At 66.5% G+C, this 21,547-nt stretch carries 23 protein-coding genes and 1 tRNA gene; 15 read left to right on the top strand and 9 right to left on the bottom strand.

The features are described 5' to 3' along the window. Nucleotides 1–117: 117 nt before the first annotated feature. Nucleotides 118–924 carry a LysR family substrate-binding domain-containing protein gene (locus HTS88_RS11890; protein WP_174178616.1) on the bottom strand — a complete coding sequence of 269 codons (807 nt, stop codon included), beginning with the start codon at nt 922–924 and terminating at the stop codon, nt 118–120. On the opposite strand from HTS88_RS11890, the gene HTS88_RS11885 reads away from it, so the two are divergent. Then, nucleotides 923–1,327: a DUF5997 family protein gene (locus HTS88_RS11885; RefSeq protein WP_066272755.1), complete on the top strand. Its 405-nt coding sequence runs from the start codon at nt 923–925 to the stop codon at nt 1,325–1,327. The two genes, HTS88_RS11890 and HTS88_RS11885, sit on opposite strands and share 2 nt — an antisense overlap. A gap of 31 nt (nt 1,328–1,358) precedes the next feature. On the opposite strand, the gene HTS88_RS11880 is transcribed toward HTS88_RS11885, so the two are convergent. Further along, nucleotides 1,359–1,739, bottom strand: a complete 381-nt coding sequence (locus HTS88_RS11880; RefSeq protein ID WP_174178601.1) for a VOC family protein — start codon at nt 1,737–1,739, stop codon at nt 1,359–1,361. A 154-nt stretch (nt 1,740–1,893) separates the two neighbouring features. On the opposite strand from HTS88_RS11880, the gene HTS88_RS11875 reads away from it, so the two are divergent. After that, the gene (locus tag HTS88_RS11875; protein WP_217432535.1) at nt 1,894–2,496 is read left to right on the top strand and encodes a hypothetical protein; all 603 of its coding nucleotides are present in this window, start codon (nt 1,894–1,896) and stop codon (nt 2,494–2,496) included. Between the two features lie 60 nt (nt 2,497–2,556). Further along, nucleotides 2,557–3,165 (top strand): DUF6919 domain-containing protein, encoded by a 609-nt coding sequence (locus HTS88_RS11870; RefSeq protein WP_174178597.1) that lies wholly within the window; start codon nt 2,557–2,559, stop codon nt 3,163–3,165. Between the two features lie 63 nt (nt 3,166–3,228). On the opposite strand, the gene HTS88_RS11865 is transcribed toward HTS88_RS11870, so the two are convergent. Together HTS88_RS11865 and HTS88_RS11860 are read right to left on the bottom strand one after the other, a co-directional pair. Continuing rightward, nucleotides 3,229–3,711, bottom strand: coding sequence for a pyridoxamine 5'-phosphate oxidase family protein (locus tag HTS88_RS11865; protein WP_174178595.1), 483 nt, complete (start codon nt 3,709–3,711; stop codon nt 3,229–3,231). Nucleotides 3,712–3,823: 112 nt separating this feature from the next. After that, nucleotides 3,824–5,212 carry a flavin monoamine oxidase family protein gene (locus HTS88_RS11860; RefSeq protein WP_174178614.1) on the bottom strand — a complete coding sequence of 463 codons (1,389 nt, stop codon included), beginning with the start codon at nt 5,210–5,212 and terminating at the stop codon, nt 3,824–3,826. Between the two features lie 139 nt (nt 5,213–5,351). Between HTS88_RS11860 and HTS88_RS11855 the strand changes: the two genes are divergently transcribed. The 3 genes from HTS88_RS11855 (at nt 5,352) to HTS88_RS11845 (ending at nt 7,991) form a co-directional block, all read left to right on the top strand. After that, nucleotides 5,352–6,050, top strand: a complete 699-nt coding sequence (locus HTS88_RS11855; RefSeq protein WP_310113498.1) for a TetR/AcrR family transcriptional regulator C-terminal domain-containing protein — start codon at nt 5,352–5,354, stop codon at nt 6,048–6,050. A gap of 104 nt (nt 6,051–6,154) precedes the next feature. Continuing rightward, nucleotides 6,155–7,282: an L-talarate/galactarate dehydratase gene (locus HTS88_RS11850; protein ID WP_174178593.1), complete on the top strand. Its 1,128-nt coding sequence runs from the start codon at nt 6,155–6,157 to the stop codon at nt 7,280–7,282. Between the two features lie 10 nt (nt 7,283–7,292). After that, the gene (locus tag HTS88_RS11845; RefSeq protein ID WP_104186620.1) at nt 7,293–7,991 is read left to right on the top strand and encodes a FadR/GntR family transcriptional regulator; all 699 of its coding nucleotides are present in this window, start codon (nt 7,293–7,295) and stop codon (nt 7,989–7,991) included. Nucleotides 7,992–8,187: 196 nt separating this feature from the next. Here the strand turns inward: HTS88_RS11845 and HTS88_RS11840 are convergent. Next, nucleotides 8,188–8,270 (bottom strand) — tRNA-Leu (locus HTS88_RS11840). A gap of 375 nt (nt 8,271–8,645) precedes the next feature. Here HTS88_RS11840 and HTS88_RS11835 point away from each other — a divergent pair. The 7 genes from HTS88_RS11835 to pknB are packed head-to-tail and all read left to right on the top strand — an operon-like array spanning nt 8,646 to nt 18,075. Continuing rightward, a complete protein-coding gene (locus HTS88_RS11835) occupies nt 8,646–9,389 on the top strand; it encodes an FHA domain-containing protein (RefSeq protein ID WP_174178591.1) in 744 nt (247 codons plus the stop codon). Continuing rightward, nucleotides 9,386–9,868 (top strand): FHA domain-containing protein FhaB/FipA, encoded by a 483-nt coding sequence (locus HTS88_RS11830; protein ID WP_066272737.1) that lies wholly within the window; start codon nt 9,386–9,388, stop codon nt 9,866–9,868. The genes HTS88_RS11835 and HTS88_RS11830 overlap by 4 nt, the downstream gene beginning before the upstream one ends. A gap of 2 nt (nt 9,869–9,870) precedes the next feature. Next, complete coding sequence (locus tag HTS88_RS11825; protein ID WP_400634908.1) at nt 9,871–11,526, top strand: PP2C family protein-serine/threonine phosphatase; 1,656 nt, start codon at nt 9,871–9,873, stop codon at nt 11,524–11,526. Then, nucleotides 11,523–12,920 carry an FtsW/RodA/SpoVE family cell cycle protein gene (locus HTS88_RS11820; protein WP_174178589.1) on the top strand — a complete coding sequence of 466 codons (1,398 nt, stop codon included), beginning with the start codon at nt 11,523–11,525 and terminating at the stop codon, nt 12,918–12,920. Before HTS88_RS11825 ends, HTS88_RS11820 begins: the two co-directional genes overlap by 4 nt. Continuing rightward, entirely contained in the window at nt 12,917–14,377 is a 1,461-nt protein-coding gene (locus tag HTS88_RS11815) for a penicillin-binding transpeptidase domain-containing protein (RefSeq protein ID WP_174178587.1), read from the top strand. Before HTS88_RS11820 ends, HTS88_RS11815 begins: the two co-directional genes overlap by 4 nt. Continuing rightward, complete coding sequence (locus HTS88_RS11810; RefSeq protein WP_174178584.1) at nt 14,374–16,104, top strand: protein kinase domain-containing protein; 1,731 nt, start codon at nt 14,374–14,376, stop codon at nt 16,102–16,104. The genes HTS88_RS11815 and HTS88_RS11810 overlap by 4 nt, the downstream gene beginning before the upstream one ends. Before the next feature lie 15 nt (nt 16,105–16,119). Next, a complete protein-coding gene (pknB, locus tag HTS88_RS11805; RefSeq protein ID WP_174178582.1) occupies nt 16,120–18,075 on the top strand; it encodes a Stk1 family PASTA domain-containing Ser/Thr kinase in 1,956 nt (651 codons plus the stop codon). Between the two features lie 16 nt (nt 18,076–18,091). On the opposite strand, the gene HTS88_RS11800 is transcribed toward pknB, so the two are convergent. The 3 genes from HTS88_RS11800 to HTS88_RS11790 are packed head-to-tail and all read right to left on the bottom strand — an operon-like array spanning nt 18,092 to nt 19,694. Further along, nucleotides 18,092–18,733 carry an anthranilate synthase component II gene (locus HTS88_RS11800; RefSeq protein WP_174178580.1) on the bottom strand — a complete coding sequence of 214 codons (642 nt, stop codon included), beginning with the start codon at nt 18,731–18,733 and terminating at the stop codon, nt 18,092–18,094. Continuing rightward, nucleotides 18,730–18,897 (bottom strand): hypothetical protein, encoded by a 168-nt coding sequence (locus HTS88_RS11795; protein ID WP_174178577.1) that lies wholly within the window; start codon nt 18,895–18,897, stop codon nt 18,730–18,732. The genes HTS88_RS11800 and HTS88_RS11795 overlap by 4 nt, the downstream gene beginning before the upstream one ends. Before the next feature lie 2 nt (nt 18,898–18,899). After that, nucleotides 18,900–19,694, bottom strand: a complete 795-nt coding sequence (locus tag HTS88_RS11790) for a class E sortase (RefSeq protein WP_174178574.1) — start codon at nt 19,692–19,694, stop codon at nt 18,900–18,902. A gap of 174 nt (nt 19,695–19,868) precedes the next feature. On the opposite strand from HTS88_RS11790, the gene HTS88_RS11785 reads away from it, so the two are divergent. Together HTS88_RS11785 and HTS88_RS11780 are read left to right on the top strand one after the other, a co-directional pair. After that, nucleotides 19,869–20,120, top strand: coding sequence for a cell division protein CrgA (locus HTS88_RS11785; RefSeq protein ID WP_066280063.1), 252 nt, complete (start codon nt 19,869–19,871; stop codon nt 20,118–20,120). 51 nt (nt 20,121–20,171) lie between these two features. Then, nucleotides 20,172–20,783, top strand: a complete 612-nt coding sequence (locus tag HTS88_RS11780; protein ID WP_174178572.1) for a DNA-3-methyladenine glycosylase I — start codon at nt 20,172–20,174, stop codon at nt 20,781–20,783. Between the two features lie 239 nt (nt 20,784–21,022). Here the strand turns inward: HTS88_RS11780 and HTS88_RS11775 are convergent, their stop codons facing one another. Then, nucleotides 21,023–21,490 (bottom strand): carboxymuconolactone decarboxylase family protein, encoded by a 468-nt coding sequence (locus HTS88_RS11775; RefSeq protein ID WP_174178570.1) that lies wholly within the window; start codon nt 21,488–21,490, stop codon nt 21,023–21,025. Nucleotides 21,491–21,547: the final 57 nt, after the last annotated feature.

Here is a 21,547-nt window from a genome sequence, read left to right as displayed (position 1 = left end):
AGTGCTTGGGTAAGCAACAGGCCGGCTCCTTTTGGAGCCGGCCTGTTGCCGTTAACGCTGTGACTGCCGCCTGCACGGCTGGCGCCTGCCGTCCCCGCGCTCATGGGACCAAGCCTGTTACCGCTTGCCCTTCTTCCGTGAACCCTTGCCGCGCCCCTTGTCCGGGTTCGGCGCGTACCGCTGGGCCACCTTGGGCGCCTTCTTGGCTCCGGTACCCCTACGGTCCGGCTTGGGCTCTTTCTTGGTTTTCACCGGCTGGGCCGACGGCTGGCGGGAGCTTTGCGCTGTCCGTCCGCGGACAATCCCGATGAACTCCTCGATCACCTCGTCCGTTGACTCCGACGGCCAGGCTATGGCGATTTCGGTGCCGGGGGCACCGGTGAGCCGCCGCGCCACGGTGTCCTTGACGTTGAAGTGGCGGGCAACGGACATGGGGAGGATGGCCAGCCCGGCGCCCGTGGCCACCACCTGCAGCGCGGGCTCCGGGCCTCCGAGTGCAGCCACGTCAAGGAAGGATTCCTGTTCCAGGTCGGCCAGGGCCACTTCCTCGAACACGGAAATCTCGTGCCCCTTGGGCGCCACCACTACCGGCTGCTCCTCGTACAGCGGAATGACGCTGAGGCCTTCGCGCTCCACGGGGAGCCGGACAAAGCTGAGGTCCGCTGAACCCTCGCGAAGCACCGCAACCTGCGCGCCGTCGTCGGACATAAACGCCTGCAGCGGAACGTCCGGCATCCGCTCTTCCCACCGCCGGATCCATTTGCCCGGGGTTACCCCGGCCACATAGGCAATACGGAGCAGGCGGGGGGCGGTGTCTTCCGCCTGCCCGGCCGGCTGGTCCTGGTCACCGGGACCGGTTGTCTGGGGGATGTCGTGGGAGGGCACGTCTTCACAGTACCGTCCGCCCGGATACCCTTGAAGCATGACCTCTGCGAACTCCCAGTCCATGAAGCCGGCCACTGTTGCCAAGAAACTTGGCATCTATCTGCCCGCAACACCGCAGGAGTTCCAGGACTCGACCATCACCCGCGCCGAGTTCGCCGAACTGCAGGCCAACCCGCCGGAGTGGCTTGCCGAGCTCCGCCGCAACGGCCCGCACCCCCGCCCGGTGGTGGCGCAGAAGCTGAACGTGTCCATCAGCGGCCTGGCGCGCGGCGGCGTTGAGGAAGCGCTGACGACGGCGGAGATCACCGCGCTGCTTCAGGCTCCCCCGCAGTGGCTGGTCACCGAGCGGGCCACGCACGCCGCCGTCCGGGCCGAGGCCCAGCGGGTCAAGGAAGAATCCGCGAAGAAGGACGCCAAGAAGGCCCGCGCCAAGGCCGAGTAGCCCCGCACGCTCCGCAACTGACCCGGGACCCTCAGTCCTGGTGCAGCTGGATGTAGTTGCCGCAGCCGTCGTCGAACACGGCGCTGATCCCGGAAGGGTCCTCGACCGGCTCGCCCTTGAAGCTGACCCCCGCCGCCAGCAGCCGCTCATACTCCGCCCGCACGTCCGGCACGCCGAACACGATGGCCGGGAGCCCGGCGTCGTGCACGGCGTTCATGTACGCGGCGCCGATCGGGTTGTCGCTGGGCTCCAGCAGCAGCCCCACGGAGCCGGCGTCCGAGCCGGGGTCCTTGATGATGAACAGGTTGTGCTCGGGCATGGCCATCAGCGTCTCGAAGCCCAGGGTTCCTGTGTAGAAGGCGTGGGCCGCGGCGGGGTCCTTGACGTGGATGCTGCACATTTTGAGTCTCATGGACCCACGGTACGTGGCGTTCCGCCCTCCGGAAAGATGCCGGTTCCGGCCCCGGCCGTCCGGACCATTGACCGGCCTTCCGGAACGGGGTGGAATGGAATGACCAGCCCGGGATTCCGCGGCCCGGGCACGCGCTGGAAGTCAGGTGTCCGCCATGGGGGAAGGTTTCGTCGAGGGACTGGTCCAGGGAGCCTGGGCCCTGCTGTTGTGCGGCCCGGTGCTGGTTGCCAGTGTTGCGGTCACCGTCTTTGTGGTCCGGCGCCGCGCCCTTGCCGGCGGTAACGGGCCAACCGGGCGTTCGGACCAGCTGTTCTGGGACCTGTTCCTCGGGGCAGCCGTTGCCGCCCCCGCCCTGCTGATCCCCACCCTGATCTCACCGTGGACGGGCCTGTTCCTCGGCGGAGCCGGCATTGCCGCCGGCGTGGCCGCCTACCGGGCGACGCCGAAGTACCTTGCGCGCCGAACGGCACGCGAGGACCACCGGGCACTGGAGTCCGCGCACCTTGCGGCGCAGGCCCGGCACGACGAGCTGATCGCCCGCTGGCGGCGGTATGAGCTGGATCCGGCCTGCTCCATTGACTATCCGGCGCTGACGGACGTCCGGACCCCCGAAACCTCAGCCCTCATCAAGGCCATGCGGCAAGCTGACGAACTGCGCGGTGCGCCTCACCGGGGATATCCCGACGCCGTCACCAGCCTGGGTGCCACCCTTGCCGCTGCCGAGAAGGCGGCGGGCGTCCCGGCGGAACCGGCCTAGACGTTACCCGCTGTGTCGTATGCCGTGGAACGGGGAACCCTGCGGCGATAGCATCCAATGATGGATCCCCAGGAGTTGCCAACCCATGACCAGTTCGGCCGGCGGCTGGAGGACCGCGGTGTCTGGCGGCAGGCCACCTCCCTGGCTGCGGCCGGAGAACTGACTGCCCGCTGGCTGGAAGGCGAAAGCCAGTACCAGCCCGGAACCTTCGCCCCCGGCTTTGACGACGAAACCCGGCCCATTGCGTCTTCCCTCGCGGAACTGAACCGCAACGGACTCTTCACCAAGGAGTCCCAGCCCGGCCTCCGCCCGGGCCCTGCGGCGCAGCGGCAGTACGTGACGGGGTTCTGCTCCGCGGCCGCCGCCTCGGCCCTGATCGGACTGTCAGCCCGCACGGAGCTGGTCACTGTGGCGCACGCCCCCGGCGAGTCCAGCAATGCCGCGATCCCGGTGACGCTGGCGGGCACGGAAGTCACCACGGTGCTGGGCTCCAGCGAGAATCCGGTGGACGAGGAACAGATCCGCGACTGGGCGGACGAAACCAACGATTCCCTCGCCCTGCTGCTCGCCGACTCCTGGTATGTGGAGGTCTTCGACCCCGTCTGGGGCCGGAACGACCTGCTGCTGCCGGAGGTGCTGGCCGCCCTCCTGGCGGTGGAGCCCGGTTAAAGGCATACAGCAGAAGGGCGGGGCGGCCTCAGCCGCCCCGCCCATCGAATCCGCTGGCAGGCCCTACAGGTCTACCGTGCCGCTCTCGCCCACGCTCATCCGGCTGTTGGTGACCTTGGACTTGACCCACTGGAGCACCGTGGCAGCGGTGCCGCCGGGGCTGGTCCAGTATTCGGCCGAGTCCGAGTCAATGCGGAGCAGGCACACCTCAGGGGTATCCGGGCCATCCGGGAACCATGCTTCGACAGCCTGGTTCCACATCTCGCGGATCTTCTCCCGGTCCGTGACAACCTCGGCCGTGCCCGCAACGGAGACCCATTCGGTGTTCTTGCCAAAGGAGACGTTGACGCGGGGGTCCGCCCTGACGTGGGCCACCTGGGAGGTGCCAAGGCCCGTGAAGAACCACATGTCGCCGTCGTCCTTCACCTCCTGGACAGCCAGCGGCCGGCTGACGAGGGCGCCTTCTTCGTTGATGGTGGTCAACATCCCGATGTGGGAACCGTTGATGATGTCCGTAACCTTGCTGATGCTCTCAGTGTCAGTCATATCTCACCTCGTTCGTCTGCGTGCGGGGGTAATTCCCCTCGGGCCAGCCTATTGGTAAGCATGCTTATTTTCCAGCCCGGAAGGACCTGTCCGCCCTGCGCTGAAACCGGGGTCAGGCTCCGGCCGGGACGGCCACGCGGGCCTCTTCGAGGATCCGGGCCGCCGTCTGCCGGCCCATCCGGATGGCTCCGTCAACATGCTGGTAGCCTTCGGCGGCCAGGTCCGAGGAGGACCAGTAGATGGGTCCCACCGGGGCATGCTGGTCCTTGCCGTAGCGGTGCAGGCCGCCGAGGTCGTAACTGGAGGCGTAGGCGCCGCGGGTCCACTCCTCGGAGCCCCAGTCCGATTCGTAGTACACCTCCGGCTCCAGCGCCTCGGCGCCGAGGAACCCGGCAATGGACTCCAGGATGGCCCGCTTCCGCCCGTCGGCACCCAGCTCGAAGACGGCGTCGGCCTTTTCGTCCGAGACGAACCCCACCAGGGTGCCCCTGGTGTCACCGAAGTTGGTGTTGTCGTACACCTCCTGGACCAGGGATCCGGCGCCGAAGCAGGTGCCGGACAGGCCGGAGTTCCGCCAGAACGGGCGGCTGTAGACAGCGTGGACCTTGATGACCAGGCCCAGCGACTGGTGCTGGTGCATCTGGTGCTGGCGGCGGGGCAGCGGCGGGTTGAAGGAGACCCGCGAGTAGAGGTTGGGCGGCACGGCCATGATCACGAACCGCGCGTTGACGGTTGCCCCGTCCGAGGCCACTTTGACGCGGTGGCCTTCGGCGTCCGGCTCCCAGTTGATGGTGCGCACCGGGGAGTTAAGGACGACGTCGTCCCCCAGCTCCTGCGCGAGCAGCAGGGAGACCTGCTGCATTCCTCCCACCACGCGCCGGTCCAGGATGAAGTCCTCGTCCGTGAGGTGGGTGAAGGACCCCGCCGACGCCGCCATCAGCACAGCCTGCAGGGCGGAGAAGGCGTGGGCCGGCTTGGTGAGCATGCCGCCGGCGATGAAGAGGCCGATGTTGTTGCACGCTTCCTCGTTGGACGAGTGCTGCCGCAGCCAGTGGTGGAAGGAGATGGTGTCCAGCTCACGCGCCTTGGGGTGCGCCCACGGCTCGGTGGCACCGATGTCCGCTGCCAGCCCGTCCAGCAGTGCGGTGAGCTTGTCCATCTCCGCCTGCGTGTCCGGGTCCACGGGGAACGAATCGCCGGCGTAGCGCACAGGAACCCCGTCCGCACCGATATACATCGACTCGCCCTCGCGGTACCGGGGGTACGTCTGCAGGCCCAGTTCGTCCAGGAGTTCCAGGAGTACGGTCTGGTCAGGCGAGACCCACTGGCCGCCGATCTCCAGCATGGCGCCGTCAACCGTGCCGGTCCAGGTGCGGCCGCCCACGCGGTCCCTCGCCTCCAGCACGGCAACGGTCAGGCCGGCCTTCTTCAGTTCACGGGCTGCGGTGAGTCCGGACGGCCCGGCTCCAACGACCACGACGTCGCGGTTCAGGTTCAGCATGATGTCCTCTCTTTGGTCCTGCCAGGTGACGGGGACCACTAAATGAACGGCATTCATTTATTAGAACTATAGCCGCTCCTGTCATGGACGGGAAGTGCCCGGTGGAATAATGCTGGAGACCACCGACGAAAGGGCAGGCATGCCGGCAGTATCAGCCACTGAGGGGCGCCCCCCGGGGAGTGCCGGTACCCAGAGGCGGCGGGCCGGCAGGCCGTCGGCCGCCGTCCTGGACAAGGCCGGAATCACCGCGGCGGCACTGGAGCTGATCAACCGCAAGGGATATGACGGCCTCACCATGGCCGCACTGGCCAAGGAACTGGACGTGGCGCCGTCGGCCCTCTATAACCACGTGGCTGCCAAGCGGGACGTCCTGCTCCTGGTGGAGGACCATCTCACTTCCCTGGTGGATGTATCCGGCTTCGGCCCGGCACCGTGGGAGGATGCCGTCCGGGGCTGGGCCTGGAGCTACCGGAACGTCTTCGCCGAGCACACGCCGCTCATTCCTGTCATCGCGGTCCTGCCGGTGACTGACGCGCCGCAGACCCTGGCCATGTACGAGACCGTCAGCAAGGGCTTCCTCGACGCCGGATTCCCGCAGGAGCGGATTGTCTCTTCCATCGTGGCCCTGGAGTCCTTCATCTTCGGCTCCGCCTATGACGTGACGGCACCGGCCGACATTTTCGAGTCGGGCTCCATGGCGGAGGCAACACCGCACTTCACGGCTGCGGTGCGGAGTGCCGCAGGACAGGTGGACGGGCCGCCCGCAGATGCGGCGTTCAGCCTGGGGCTTGAGGCGCTCATTGCAGGACTGGGCGCCCTGCGGGAGCAGCGGGCTTAGTCCAGCTTCCTCACGACAGACCTGGCGCCACTTGTAATACAAGTACCCTACTTATATCCTAAGAGGGCGGGCGAAGGAGCCCGGTCCCGCCCGAAGGAGAACCCGTGAGTACCGTCGACCTGATCCGGCACGTCAAGCTGTCCACCGCCCGCCTGCCCCTCGCCGTTCCCATCAGCGACGCTAAGGTCTTCACGGGCCGGCAGAAGCCCATGACCGAGGTCGTTTTCCTCTTCGCCGAGATCACCACGGAACTGGGGCACACCGGCGTCGGCTTCAGCTACTCCAAGCGCGCCGGCGGTCCGGCACAGTACGCACATGCCAGGGAGGTCGCCGGGGGCATCATCGGCGAGGACCCCAATGACATCGCGAAGATCTACACCAAGCTGCTGTGGGCCGGAGCGTCGGTAGGCCGCTCCGGGGTGGCCACGCAGGCCCTTGCCGCAATCGACATTGCCCTCTACGACCTCAAAGCCAAGCGGGCCGGCCTGCCCCTGGCCAAGTTCCTGGGCGCGTACCGCGACTCCGTGCAGACCTACAACACCTCCGGCGGATTCCTCAACGCCAGCCTCGAGGAAGTCAAGGCACGCGCCACGCAGTCGCTGGAGGAGGGCATCGGCGGCATCAAGATCAAGGTCGGCCTGCCGGACAGCAAGGAGGACCTCCGCCGTGTCGCCGGGATCCGCGAGCACATTGGCTGGGACGTCCCACTGATGGTGGACGCCAACCAGCAGTGGGACCGCGCCACCGCCCTGCGCATGGGACGCCAGCTCGAGGAGTTCAACCTCATCTGGATCGAAGAGCCCCTGGACGCCTACGACTTCGAGGGCCACGCGCACCTGGCGCAGGTCCTGGACACTCCCATCGCCACCGGGGAGATGCTCGCCTCCGTGGCCGAACACAAGGGCCTCATCAGCGCGAACAGCTGCGACATCATCCAGCCGGATGCGCCCCGGGTGGGCGGAATTACCCAGTTCCTGCGCCTCGCCGCCCTGGCGGACGAGCGCGGCCTGGGCCTGGCCCCGCATTTCGCCATGGAGATCCACCTGCACCTGGCCGCTGCCTACCCGCGCGAGCCCTGGGTAGAGCATTTCGACTGGCTCGATCCGCTGTTCAACGAACGCCTCGAAACCAAGAACGGCCGGATGATCGTCCCGGACCGTCCCGGCCTGGGCATCACCCTGAGCGACCAGGCGCGCGCCTGGACCACCGAATCAGTGGAGTTCGGCGCGTAACCTAGTTGCCATGAGCCGGAACCTCACCGCGGACCTCGCCGCTGACCTTCGCACCCGCATCGTCGACGGCGTCATCCAGCCGGGCGAGAAGCTCCCCAGCGAAAACACCCTGATCAGCGACTTTGGCGTCAGCCGTACCGTGGTGCGTGCCGCGCTGACCCGGCTGCAGGCCGAAGGACTTGTGGAAACCGAACGGGGACGGGGCAGCTTTGCCCTCACCCCGCCGTCGGACGGACCCTCCCCTGCTCCGGGGGCGCGTCCGGTGGCCACCATGGAGGACCGGCTGCACCTGCTGGAGTTCCGCATGGGGGTCGAAGCGGAGGCCGCAGCGCTGGCAGCGCGCAACCACACAGAGCGGCAGCTGCGGGCCGTCACCGCAGCGCTGGAGGAGTTCACCGCCAGCGCAGGGCACCCGGCCCACGCCATGAAGTCGGACTTTGAGTTCCACCGGGCCGTAGCCGCCGCGTCCGGCAACCCGTATTACTCGGACTGCCTCGCGGCGCTGGGCCAGACGATGATCGCGATGCCGCGCACCCGGCTGATGACCGGCGTCGAACACTACGCCCGGGACCACTTTGACCAGGTGGTGCAGGAACACCGGTCCATCTCTGAGGCCATCGCGGACGGGGATGAGGCCGCTGCCGCTGCTGCCATGCGCAGCCACCTGGCGAATTCACGACGCCGGTTCAAGGCATCGGCGCGTCCCTAGCGTCCGCGAACTATCGCCGCCGCGTGGCACCAAGCCGGGCTCCCGTCGTCGAACCGGGCCTTAAGGCACCCGGGTCTGGACACAACACCCCGTAACCCCGGGGTGAAAAGTCCACACAGCGGTGCAACCGGCTTTACCCAAACTCTGGGAACGCAAAAGAGCCCCGGTCCTAAGACCGGGGCTCTTCCTGTTTGCGTGCGCGAGGGGGGATTTGAACCCCCACACCCTTTCGGATACTGGCACCTGAAGCCAGCGCGTCTGCCGTTCCGCCACTCGCGCGCAACTTCTTTCACCCAGCCACGGCCGGTTTCCCGGATCCGCAACCTTGTAAAAGCAGCGAGATCAAGCATAACGGACAGTGGACGGAAATTACCAATTGGGCTCCCGTGCGCCTGCCCGGCCCCGGCGGGACCCGCTGGTTCGGGCCCCGGCAAGGGGGCGGAACAGGCGCCGGATCCGGCACGGCTGCGGCAGTGGAGTGAACTTTTGCAGGCGGCGGGCCGTTGTTGATTAAGGTCATTCACAGGCCTGCCCAGTAGTATCGGATGTAGGAGTGGCTGCCGCACGCGCGCACGCTCCTGAGTTGTGAACTGCACGGCGGGTGAAGTTCCGGAACGGAAACTGCCCCGCAGCCGGGGGGAAAGGAGAAGAATCATGGGTCTGCTGGACAAAGTTGAACGCGGCATTGAAAAGGCTGTCCGGGGCGTCTTCTCCACCGGCTCCCGCGCCCAGGTTGAGCCTGTGGAAATCGCCAGCCGCCTGCGCCGCGAGGTGGACCACAAGGCCCTGACGGTCTCTGCCGGCCGCACACTGGCGCCCAACGTTTTCGACGTCCAGCTCAGTGAAGACGACTTCAAGAGGGCCCAGGAATGGGGCACCCCGCTGGCCGAAGAACTCTGCGATGTGGTGATCAACCACGTCCGCAGCCAGGGCTACACGCTTCAGGGTTCGGTGCGGATTTCCTTCCGCCGGGACACGGACCTGCGCGCCGGCGACTTTGAAATCCTCTCCTCCACCGAGAAGTCCCAGGGTTCCCCGGCTGGTGCCCCCGCGCGCTCCAACGTACCGGCCGCTCCCAGCCGGCAGCCGGTCCGGCTCCAGCCCGTCCTGGACATCGACGGGCAGCGCTATTCCCTCAACGCGCCGTCCATCGTGCTGGGCAGGTCTTCCGATGCCGACATCCACGTCGAGGACACCGGCGTTTCGCGCCGCCACCTGGAAATCCGCACGGCCAACGGCGTGACCAGCGCAGTGGACATGGGCTCCACCAACGGCAGCTACGTCAACGGGCAGAAGGTGTCAGGGAGCACCGAGCTCACTGACGGCTCCACCATCACTATGGGACGGACGAAAATCATCTTCCGCCTTCTGCCTGCCGGTCCTGGCGGCCGCGCATGAGCGACCTGACCATCACGGCCCTGCGCTTTGGCTTCCTCCTGCTCCTCTGGGTGCTGATTTTCAGCATCGTCTCCGCGATGCGGAGGGACCTCATGGTGGGGCGCAAGGCAGCGTCCGGCGCCCCGACCCAACGCCAGGTCCGCAAGAACCCGGGCCTGGCGGAGGCCGCCCCGCAGCCGGTGAAGCAGCAGGCCCACCAGCTGGTAGTCATCGAGGGACCGCTGAAGGGAACCACCCTTCCGCTTGCCGCCAGCCCCATCCTCCTGGGACGGGCCCAGGAGGCCACGCTGGTCCTGGAGGACGACTACGCCTCCGGCCGCCATGCACGGCTGTTCCCCCAGGGCAGCCGCTGGTTCATCGAGGATCTCGGTTCAACGAACGGAACGTACCTGGCGGACCAGCAACTTACCCGTGCCCTGCCGGTTGAGCCAGGGGTACCCGTGAGAATCGGCAAGACGGTCATCGAATTGAGGCCATAGCCGTGGCCGCCACGCAATCCCCCGCAAACGGGCACCAGCCCCCGCAGCGGCCCCTCATCATGCGCTTCGCCGCGCGCTCCGACGTCGGGCGCATCCGCTCCAAGAATGACGATTCCGCCTACGCAGGCCGGCACCTCGCCGTCGTCGCGGACGGAATGGGCGGCCACGCAGGCGGCGATGTTGCCTCCGCCGCCACCGTCCTGGACATGATCCACCTGGACCGCGGCGGCTATCACGGCGACGCCGGCACGGTCCTTGCCGACGAAATCCAGACCGCGAATTCCCTGCTGTCCGAACTGGTGCACCAGAACCCGAAGCTCGCGGGAATGGGCACCACCGTCACCGCCCTCCTGCTGGCCGAGGGAAAGCTCCACTTCGCGCACATCGGCGATTCCCGGGCCTACCGCCTGCGCGACGGCGAGTTCAAACAGGTGAGCGTGGATCACACGTTCGTCCAGCGGCTCATCGACGAAGGCAGGCTCCGCCCGGAGGAAGCCGAGAGCCATCCGCACAAGAACGTCCTGATGCGGGTGCTGGGCGATGTCGACGCCAGTCCCGAACTTGATCTTGACACCCTGGACGTACGGCCGGGCGACCGCTGGCTGCTCTGCTCCGACGGCCTCAACTACGTTGCGGGCCACGCCGTGGAACGGACGGTACGGGAAACCAAGGACCTCCGCGAGTGCGTGGAAACCCTGGTGGACCTGACCCTCGAAGCCGGTTCCCCGGACAACGTCACCGTAATCATGGTGGAAATCGTCGAAGAAACGCCCGACGACGTCAGTACAGCCGCCGTCGAAGTCATTCCTTCCACGAATGCTGCCTTGGCCGTTGCCGCGGCAGCGCGGAAAGACACCCCACCGGCGGCCAGTAACGCCGCCGGGGACCCTGACTCAAAAGAAGCGGAGGACCCGGGAGACTCCAAGGACGCCGACGGCGCTCCGTCCGTGCAGTCAGGCGCCACCGACCCGCACCTGGGCGAGCATCTGTCCGCCGAAGTCCTCCGGGAGGAGCTGGCGTCACGGCCGCACGAACTTGTGGGGGCTGCCGCGGCGGCCGCAGAGTCCGGTTCCATCCCCACCATCGCGGGGCGCACCGTGGCGCGCAGGGCTGCAACCCTCCTGACCCACAGGGCCGAACAGCCCGGCAACGACGCTGAGGACACCCTGGCACCGGCCAAACCGCGCAGGTGGGTCACCTGGACCATCGCCGCTTCGGTGCTGTTGGCACTGACGATTGGCCTGTGGCTGGGTTATGCCTGGACGCAGACCCGGTACTACGTTGGCGAATTCGATTCACGGGTGGCCATCTACAACGGGGTTTCCCAGCGCCTCGGACCCATCGGACTGTCCAGCCTGGAGACCGTCACGGAGATCCGGATGGATTCCCTGCCGCCCTTCTCCCAGCAGCGCGTACGCCAGACCGTTCCTGCCAACGACCTGTACGACGCCCAGCGCATCGTCAAGAACCTTGAGCTCACCGGAACCACGTCTCCTGAACAGGACTGCCCCACGCCTTCTCCCTCCCCGGCAGCATCCACCCCTGCCCCGGCGCCCACGGCCTCCGCTGCCGCTGCACCGGCCCCGGACGCTTCTCCAGCGGCAGCCGGTCCGTCCCCAACGCCCAGCCCCTCCGTCACCTGCGAGGCGGTCCAATGAGCCAGCTCAGCACCATGCCCAAACCGCGCCGCAACGTTGAACTCGCGCTGCTCCTGCTTGCCCTCGCCGTCGGCATCGGCGCCAACATGCTGGTGGGCATCGACCGGGAGAATGCGTTTGATTCCGACTTCTGGTTCCAGTCCGGCCTCCTGGCCGTCGCTGCCCTGGTCTTCCACGGGGTCCTTCGCTTCCGCGCAAAATATGCCGATCCAGTAATACTTCCGCTCGTGGTGGCGCTGAACGGCCTGGGGCTTGCCATGATCCACCGCCTGGACGCCCCGGGCGACGACACCGGCAACAACCAGCTGCGGTGGACACTTATCGCCATGGCCGTGGCCATCGGTGTGATCTGGTTCCTGAAGGACCACCGGGTCCTCCGCCGGTTCACCTTCATTTCGCTGGCTGCCAGCGCGCTCCTCCTGATCCTGCCGCTTGTCCCAGGCATCACGGCCGGCGAAATCCTCGGCGCCCGGGTCTGGATCCGCCTAGGCCCCATGACGTTCCAGCCCGGTGAGGTCGCGAAGATCACCCTGGCTATATTCTTCGCTGGTTATCTTTCCTCCAACCGCGATTTGATCCTGCTGGCGGGCCGCAAGGTGGGGCCGCTGCAGTTCCCGCGGTTCAAGGACATGGGCCCCATGATCACCGCGTGGCTGGTCAGCATCGGTGTGCTCATCTTCCAGCGGGACCTGGGCTCCTCCATCCTGTTCTTCGGCCTGTTCATCGTGATGATCTACGTGGCCACCAGCCGGATCAGCTGGGTTGTCATAGGCCTGGCCCTCATCGCCGGCGGCGGGTTCGTGGCCGCCCAGGTCTTCTCCCACGTGCAGCTGCGCATCGATGGCTGGCTCAACGCCTTCACACCAGAGGTCTACGACCGGTTCCCCGGCGGAAGCCGGCAGATCATTCAAGGCCTTTTCGGCATGGCCAACGGCGGTTTGGTCGGCACGGGACTGGGCCAGGGCCGCCCGGACCTCGTCCCCTTCGCCAACAGCGACATGATCATCGCTTCCCTGGGCGAGGAACTGGGGCTCATCGGACTCTTCGCCGTCGTCCTGATGTACCTGCTGCTGTTCACCCGTGGTTTCCGGGCTGCCCTGGGCACCCGCGACGCATTCGGGAAACTTCTGGCGTGCGGGCTGTCCTTCGCCGTGGCGCTGCAGTGCTTTGTGGTGATCGGGGGCGTCACACGCCTGATCCCGCTGACGGGCCTCACCACGCCGTTCCTGGCGGCCGGTGGCTCGTCCCTGCTGGCCAACTGGATCATTGTTGGCCTGCTCCTGATGATTTCGCACACTGCGCGCGGCCCCGTGGACACCACTCCCTTGCCGCCGGGCAAAGGATCGGAAGCACCAGGCATTGATACTCCTACCGAGGCGGTGAAACACCTGTGAACCAGGCAATACGGCATTCATGGGTGGCGGCCATCGCGATGTTCGCGCTCATCTTCGGAGCCATCAGCTACGTCCAGGTGATCGGGGCCGACGAACTCAAGGCCAACCCCTGGAACCAGCGCGCCGTCCTGCAAAGCTTCTGCAACGACCGGGGCGCCATCATTGTGGGTGGATCCCCCGTGGCGGAGTCCGTGGACACCGGCTCGGAGACCTGCGCCTTCCAGCGCACATACCCGCAGCCGGAGGCCTACGCGGGAATCACGGGCTACTTCTCGCAGAATTTCGGCGCCACCGGCCTGGAGCAGTCCATGGGAGCGGAGCTTGCCGGCAACTCGGACCAGCTGTTCCTGGACCGTGTGGGGCAACTGTTCCTCGGAAACCAGCCCAAGGGCGCATCGGTGGAACTCACCATCGATCCGGAGATCCAGGAACTCGCCTACAGCCTCATTCCGGACGGGCAGCGCGGCTCCATTGTGGTCACCAACCCCAAGACCGGCGCCATCCTGGCCATGGTGTCCAAGCCGTCCTATGACCCGAACCTGGTGGCCACCCAGGACCTCGCCGCAGCCGATGCCAGCATGAATGAACTGATCAAGGTGCCCGGGATCAACCTGAACCCGAACGTCAGCGGACCCACCGGGGAACTGCTGGCCCCCGGCTCAGTGTTCAAGCTGGTAGGTACCGCAGCGGCCCTGGCATCCGGGAAGTACAACAAGGACAGCGAACTACCCAACCCTGCGGAGCTGCCCTTCGAAGGCATCGAGTACCGCCTGCCCAACTACGCGGGGGGCAACTGCTATACCCGGGACACGGCCAGTTTCGCCTTTGCGCTCCAGCAGTCCTGCAATACCCCCTTCGCGAGCATCGCCCTGGACCTGGGCCGGGACGCCATCGCCGAACAGGCGGCAAAGTTTGGATTCGGCCAGGACATGGGTGACCAGCTCAAGCTGGACTACGCCAGGGGGAGCACCTTCCCTGACGACCTCGACGGCCCCGGCCTGGCGCAGTCCGTCATCGGCCAGAAGGATGTCAGGGCGACGCCTCTGCAGGTGGCGCTCATGACCGCGGCAATCGCAAACGACGGCGTCCAGATGCAGCCCAACCTGATCAAGACCCTGCGGTCCCCGGACCTCCGCGTTATCGAGGAGCCGCAGCCCAAGCAGTTGCGGACCTCCACCACCCCGGACATCGCCAACCAGATTACGGAGTGGATGGTAAGCGCGGTCAGCGAAGGTATCGCAAACCGCGCCGCCGTCCCCGGCGTCCAGGTGGCAGGAAAGACCGGAACCGCCGAGCTCGGCAACGGAACCAACAACTCCTGGTTCACCGGCTTTGCCCCCGCAAACAACCCGCAGGTGGGTGTCACGATCGTCATGGAAGGCGTGGACATCACCACCGGAGCACAGCTGACCAGTCCGAACGCGAAGAGAATTTTTGAGGCGGTGTTGAATAAGTGAGGCCTACAACCGGAATCACCCTCGGCGGGCGGTTCCAGCTGACCACGCGGATCGCGATTGGTGGCATGGGTGAAGTGTGGAAGGCGAAAGACCTCGTCCTGGGCCGCATCGTCGCGATCAAGGTGCTAAAAGAGGAGTACACGGGCGATCCCGGGTTCCTCCAGCGTTTCCGCGCCGAGGCCCGCCACACGGCGCTCCTGAACCACGTGGGCATCGCCAACGTCTTCGACTACGGCGAGGAGGAAGGTTCCGCCTACCTGGTCATGGAACTGGTCCCCGGCCAGCCGCTGAGCAGCATCATCGAACACGAGCAGGTCCTCTCGCCGGACCGCACGCTGTCCATCATCGCGCAGACCGCCCGTGCCCTCTCCGTTGCGCACGCGCAGGGCCTGGTGCACCGCGACGTGAAGCCAGGCAACCTCCTGATCACTCCTGACGGGCGGGTCAAGGTCACCGACTTCGGCATTGCCCGGCTTGCCAACCAGGTGCCGCTCACCCAGACCGGCCAGGTGATGGGCACCGCACAGTATCTTGCACCCGAGCAGGCCACCGGCCAGACGGCCACCGGTTCGTCGGACATCTACGCGCTCGGCGTCATCGGCTATGAGTGCCTGACCGGCCACCGCCCCTTCTCCGGCGAATCCCAGATCGCTATTGCCCTCGCCCAGGTCAATGACGCACCGCCACCCCTGCCGGAATCACTGCCCACACCGGTCCGCGCCCTCCTGATGTCCATGCTGGCCAAGGACCCCAAGGACCGGCCGGAGAACGCCATCAAGCTGGCCGAGGCAGCAGAGGCCATCCGCAACGGCGACATCAGCGCGGCCCGCGCAGCCGTCCCGGGAATGCTCCTTTTCGACGCTGACACCGGCCCCATCACGGCTCCGGTGGACACCTCGACGGCGCCGACCGGCGTCATCGGCGCACAGCGCGACGATTCCCCAAGCCGGACTTCAGCTTTGCCAGTGGTTGGCGCGGGTGCGGCAGGTGCAGCCGCAGGAGCGGCAGCCGGCGCTGCGGGGGCAGCTGCTGACGCCGACGCCCCCCAGGGGACGCTGGCCCGGGCCAACGCCCTCGCCGCGGAGCGCAAGTGGGTTCCGGAAGAAACAACCTACGACGACGAGCCCGCCGATGAGCCCCAGCGCAAGGGCCGCAGTCCCTGGACCTGGCCCCTGATCGCCCTGATCCTGCTGCTTCTGTTTGCGCTGGTGGGGTTCTTCCTCAGCCAGCGGGGAATCCTGTTCCCCTCCGAGGACCCCACTTCCGCGGGGACCACGAGCAGCGCGGCACCGAGCAGCGCCAGCCCCACCAGGACAACCCCGTCCGCCACCCCCACGCAGACCCGCTCGACGCCGACGCCGACCACGACTCCAACGACGGAAACCGTCAACGTGATTCCGGAGGCGTACCTCGGAAGGGACTACCGGACAGTCCAGTCGCAACTTTCGGCGCTCAACCTCGATGTCAGCGTTGAGCCACAGGTCGATGCCAATGCTGCGCCCAACACCGTCATCGGACTGTCGCGGTCGGGCCTGGTGGAAGTTGGCTCACCCGTAACGATTACCTACGCCGTGGCGCCCGAGCCCGCACCCACAACATCTGCCCCAGCTCCGGCTCCAACCGCGGCGCCCACCACCTCGTCGGTGGCGGCGCCCACCCTGGAGTCACCCCTGCCCGACTGCACGGACGGCCAGCAGCCGGGTACGCCCCCAACCTGCAACCCGTAGCCGCCAGGACATCCCATGAATGAGTCACCGCGCACCCCGTTGCACCGTGAGGACAGCCTCCCGGTGGATAACCGCCGCGTCCTGAGTGGCCGCTACGAACTGGGCGGCCTGATTGGGCGCGGTGGCATGGCAGACGTATACCGCGGCGTGGACACCCGGTTGGGGCGGACGGTGGCCATCAAGCTGCTGCGCCCGGACCTTGCCCGTGATCCGCAGTTCCAGGCAAGGTTCAAGCGCGAGGCACAGGCTGTGGCCGCCCTCAACCACTCCTCCATCGTCGCCATCTACGACACAGGCGAACACCTCGTCCACGATGGCTCCGAGGACGTCCGGGTGCCTTACATCGTGATGGAGTTCGTGGAGGGGAAGACCCTCCGCGAACTGATCCGCGGCCACGACGTCACCATTGGCCAGGCCGTCGACTACTGCATGGGCGTCCTGGGGGCGCTCGAATACAGCCATAAGGCCGGGATCGTCCACCGGGACATCAAACCGGCCAATGTGATGTACTGCGAAAGCACCAACTCGGTGAAGGTGATGGATTTCGGGATCGCCCGCGCAATCGCGGATTCTTCGGCCACCATGACCCAAACCCAGGCCGTGGTGGGCACTGCCCAGTACTTGTCTCCCGAACAGGCCCGCGGCGAAGCGGTGGACGCGCGCAGCGACCTCTACTCCGCTGCCTGCCTGCTGTACGAGATGCTCACGTCCCGTCCGCCGTTCGTCGGCGACAGTCCGGTTTCGGTGGCGTACCAGCATGTCCGGGAGATACCCGAGCCGGCGAGCACCCTCAATCCCGAAGTGACTCCGGCCCTGGACAGTGTGCTCGCTAAAGCCCTGCAGAAGAACCGCGACGACCGGTTCCAGGATGCCGCGGCCTTCCGCCGTGCCCTGCGCGCTGCCCGGTCGGGGGTGCCTGTTCCCGCGGTAGCCGCCTCCGAAGCGCCGACCGACCCCAACGACCACGTCCCTGCCCCGACGGCTCCGGCCACCGAAGCATTTGGTGTCACAGGGGCGGGCTTCCTGGACGATGCTCCCACCGGCAGGCTGGCGGCAACGCACGCCTCCGCCGGTGACCAAGGGACCGCTTTCCCCCTGGCCGCCGGTTTCGATGACCGGACCCAGGCCGAGGCGCTGCCGCTTGGCCTCCCTCCGGAACGCGAGCCGAGCCCCCGGCAGAAGTCCCGCCGTCGTGCATGGATTGCCACCCTGGTGGTCTTCACCCTGCTCGTCCTCGCCGGCGGTGGTCTGTGGCTGTACAGCACCGTCAACCGGCCTGCCCCGGAAATACCGAAAGTCCAGATCCCGGTGGTCGCTGCCATGACAGAGTCAGCGGCGCTGCAGGAACTGTATAACGCCGACCTCAAGCCCAGGATTGTCAGGTCGCAGCATGATACCGTTCCCAAGGGCACGGCCATCGGCACCGAACCGGAGTCCGGTGCGTCCATGGATCCTGGGGCGGAGGTGGTCCTGAACATCTCCGAGGGCCCCAGCGCCGTCATGATTCCCGAAAGCCTCCCGGGGAAGACGGAAGCGGCGGCCAGGGATATCCTGCGGCAAAGCGGACTGGCCGGCGCACCGTCCACCACCACAGCCAACAGCGCCACGGTTCCTGCCGGAATCGTGATCACCACCAGCCCTGCGCCGGGCCAGATGGTCGGTGTGGGAACCAGCGTCGAGCTGATCGTGTCCACGGGCAAGGTTGCGCTTCCGGAACTGCGGGGACGCACCCGCGAAGAGGCTGAAGCCGCGCTGAAGGAACTGAGCCTGGTCCCTGCGGTGATCGAGGTGGAGAACGCCCAAGTGGAGCCAGGCAGGGTGACGGACCAAAGCGATCCGGTCAACGCCACGGTGGAGCAGGGCAGGACCGTCACGATTGTGGTGGCCAAGGCTCCGCCGCCGCCCCCGCCAAGCCCCGAGCCGACCGCGACGCCGACGCCCAAGCCGACCTCCACCAAGGATGACGACTGACGGGACAGCCTGCAGGTCAGTGCTGGATCAGCGGACTCAGTTTGGCTGCCCGGGCGGCTGCGCCCTTCATCCCCAGCGACTCCAGCCAGTTCCCCAGCATCTGGTAGCCGCCTTCGGTCAGCACAGACTCAGGGTGGAACTGCACGCCGCACAGCGGCGCCGTCCGGTGCTGGAGTCCCATCACCACACCTGTTGCGGTCTCGGCAGTGACCTCAAGGACGTCAGGAATCGATTCGCGGACGGCTGCCAGCGAGTGGTAGCGCGTGGCGGTCACGGGGGAGGGGAGTCCGGCGAAGACGCTGGTGCCGATGTGCTGTACCAGGGACGTTTTACCGTGCATCAGCTCCGGAGCGTGCGTGACCTTCCCGCCGAAGGCCTCCGCCAGTGCCTGGTGCCCAAGGCATACACCGAACATGGGCACGCTGTTCTCGCCGCACCACTTGATCAGTTCAATGCACACCCCGGCTTCCGCGGGGTTGCCGGGACCGGGTGAGATGAGCACACCGTCGCGGGTGCTGGCCAATTCAATGGCCTCCGCCAGTGTGACGTCGTCATTGCGGACAACCGTGGTTTCGGCGCCGAGTTCCTGAAGGTAGCCCACCAGGGTGTAGACGAAGCTGTCGTAGTTATCCACCACGAGGATTTTGGTTGTGGTCACTGGCTTGCTGAACCAATCGTTGAGTCGGTGAATTGGGTGTATTCGGACATCCAGGGAAAAAGGAACTGAACCATCAATACCAGTGCGGCAGCGACGAGCACCAATGAGGTGACAATCCGCAGCCAGAGGGGTCCGGGAAGATGCCGGAAGATCCAGCCGTACATGCTCAGCCCTTTCCGATCGCCGCAGCCACCTGGTCCGCGATTTCGGCGGGCGGTCCCGCCGAGGCGGGGCGCCAACTGTCCAGGAGCGAGTAGGCGATGATGCGTTCTTCGGCCCCAAAGCGGGGATTGCAGCTGGTCATGGTCAGGTATCTTTCGGTGGGGACGGTCCCCGGGAGTGTGGGCACCGGTTCCAGGACGTCGGTGCGCGATGGCATTACGATCTGGTTGTTGCGGAACACATAGACGTAATAGCCGTCCTTGGTCTGGACGTAGATCTTGTCCCCGGGAACCAGGGTGTGGATGTTGTCCAGGACGGCGCCGTGGGTCTGGCGGTGCCCGGCAACGGCAAAATTGCCGACCGCTCCTGGCATGGCGGTGGTGCCGTAGTGTCCCAGCCCCAGGGTGTCCAGAACATCGCTGGTGGTGCCCTCCACGATGGGGCGGGTGTAGTTCGCGCCGAACCGCGGAATGTACATGATGCCGATAGTGCCGGCGTGGCCGGGTGCGGCGGACACCACCGGCTCGCCGAAGTCCTCCCCGGCAGATGGCGCAGAGCCTTCCGGGGCGGCTGGTGCGGCCGGGGCAGCGCCACCGAGGTCCTGGGCGAATTCCTTGATCACTTCGCTCTGTCTGGCGTCCGATTCGACGTTGGTCCACCACAGCTGCCATGCAACGAACAACAGGAGGATGATCCCGGCGGTGATGAGCAGCTCGCCAACCACCTGGACTGCTCCACGCAGAATTACGACGCCGGCGGGCGCCGCAGCGGTTCGGCCCGCCTTCTCCTGCAACACCACGCGTTCTCCTCGGGGCGGTTCCATCGGGCACCGGCGGCCCACGAACTACGGCTAGAATTGGCTGCTAGTAAGAATCCAGATTTGACCAAGATCGCGCAGACCGCTGGCAATTTCCTTCTTGCAGGATACCAAGCCCGGAACGCCGAGCTTGCCTCAGCCCGCCAAGGAGAGCCAGTGCCCGAGTCAAAGCCGCGCAAGAAGACTGCCAGCACCGCCCCCCAGGCTTCTTCCCAGACGTACAAGCCGAACCCGGTGTGGTTCAAGCCCGTGATGTTCGGACTGATGATCATCGGCCTGTTCTGGATCATCACGTTCTACATCAGCGAAGGACGCTTCCCCGTCCAGGCATGGGAATCATGGAACATTGTGGCCGGGTTCGGTATCGCCATTGTCGGCTTCCTGATGACCACCCGCTGGCGCTCATAGGTTCCTTTCCCGGACGGCCGGCAGGCCGGACCTTAACCCCGAGGGAAACGCATGCCCCCTGACGATCACGGTGTCCTGCTGGGCGGGGACGGCCTGGCCCGCCCGGCGTGGGCGTCCTCCGACCCTTTGCTGCGGGACTACTACGACCATGAATGGGGCATGCCCGTCAGGGATGAGCAGGGCCTCTACGAACGTATCTGCCTGGAAGGATTCCAGGCAGGACTTTCCTGGGCCACTATCCTGCGCAAGCGCCCCGCGTTCCGGACAGCTTTTGCCGGCTTCAACCCCGACGCCGTCGCACAGTTCACCGATGCCGACGTCGAGCGGCTGCTTCAGGACGCCGGCATTGTCCGGAACCGGCTGAAGATACGTGCCGCGGTCACTAATGCCCGCGCGACCCTTTCGTTGCGGCAGGACGGCGGCCTGGTGGACTTTGTGTGGCGGTTCCAGCCCGAAGCAACCCCCCGCCCCCGGACCCATGCGGACATCCCCACCCAGTCGGCGGAATCCATTGCCCTTTCCAAGGCCCTGCGAAAAAGGGGCTTCGCCTTCGTGGGTCCCACCACCATGTTCGCCCTCATGGAGGCCATCGGCATGGTGGACACCCATCTGGTGGGAAGCCACCGGCGCGGTTCATCGGGGATTTGGCCGGACGCAGGCTAGGCGGACGCCGCCCGGGCAGACTTGCCGCGGCGACCACGCAAGCGGTGGCAGTACGCCCGTGGAAGCTGCTCGCTTTCCCCAGCTGTTGGGAACCTTATCCACAGCCACCCGCCCATCGGGGGATATTCAGGGCGCCGATCCCCGCCGCGACAGCGCGAGGCGCTCATCCTGCATCCCGGACGCAGTTATTAACAGTGTGGAATACCTGTGGATAACGGCGGGAGAGGCCCGTTCCCGGCCTAGCGCTCTTTGCGGACCGGGTGGTGGCTGGTGATCGACACGCGGTTGAAGGCGTTCATGGCAATGGCCAGCCAGCTGACCACGGAGAACTCCTCCTCCGTCAGGTGTTCCCGGGCGTAGGCTTCCTCCTGCTCCTGGGAGCTGTGGCCGGGGAGGGTCGTGATGCTCTCTGCCAGCGCCAGGGCTGCACGCTCCTTCTCGGTAAACAGCGCAGTGTCCCGCCAGGCCGACAGCACCGCCAGCCGCTGTGGAGACTCTCCGGCCTGGACCGCGTCCCTGACGTGGACGTCCAGGCAGTAGGCGCAACCGTTCAGCTGCGAGATACGCACGTGCAGGAGCTCCACGGTCTTGGGTTCCATCCCGACTTCCTGCGCCGCTTCCTTGACCTTGAGCCCCAGGCCGTTGAGCGCGCGCCATACGGCGGGGTGCTGCTTGTCGAGGAAGATGTGCTTGGTGGTCGCAGTCATGGACCCTCCTGTCGGGAAAACGGACGTAAGCCAAGGGTAGGCGCCCGGTAATTATCC

Source organism: Pseudarthrobacter oxydans, from assembly GCF_013314975.1.
GTDB lineage: Bacteria > Actinomycetota > Actinomycetes > Actinomycetales > Micrococcaceae > Arthrobacter > Arthrobacter oxydans.
This window is presented reverse-complemented; position numbering and strand designations above follow the sequence as displayed.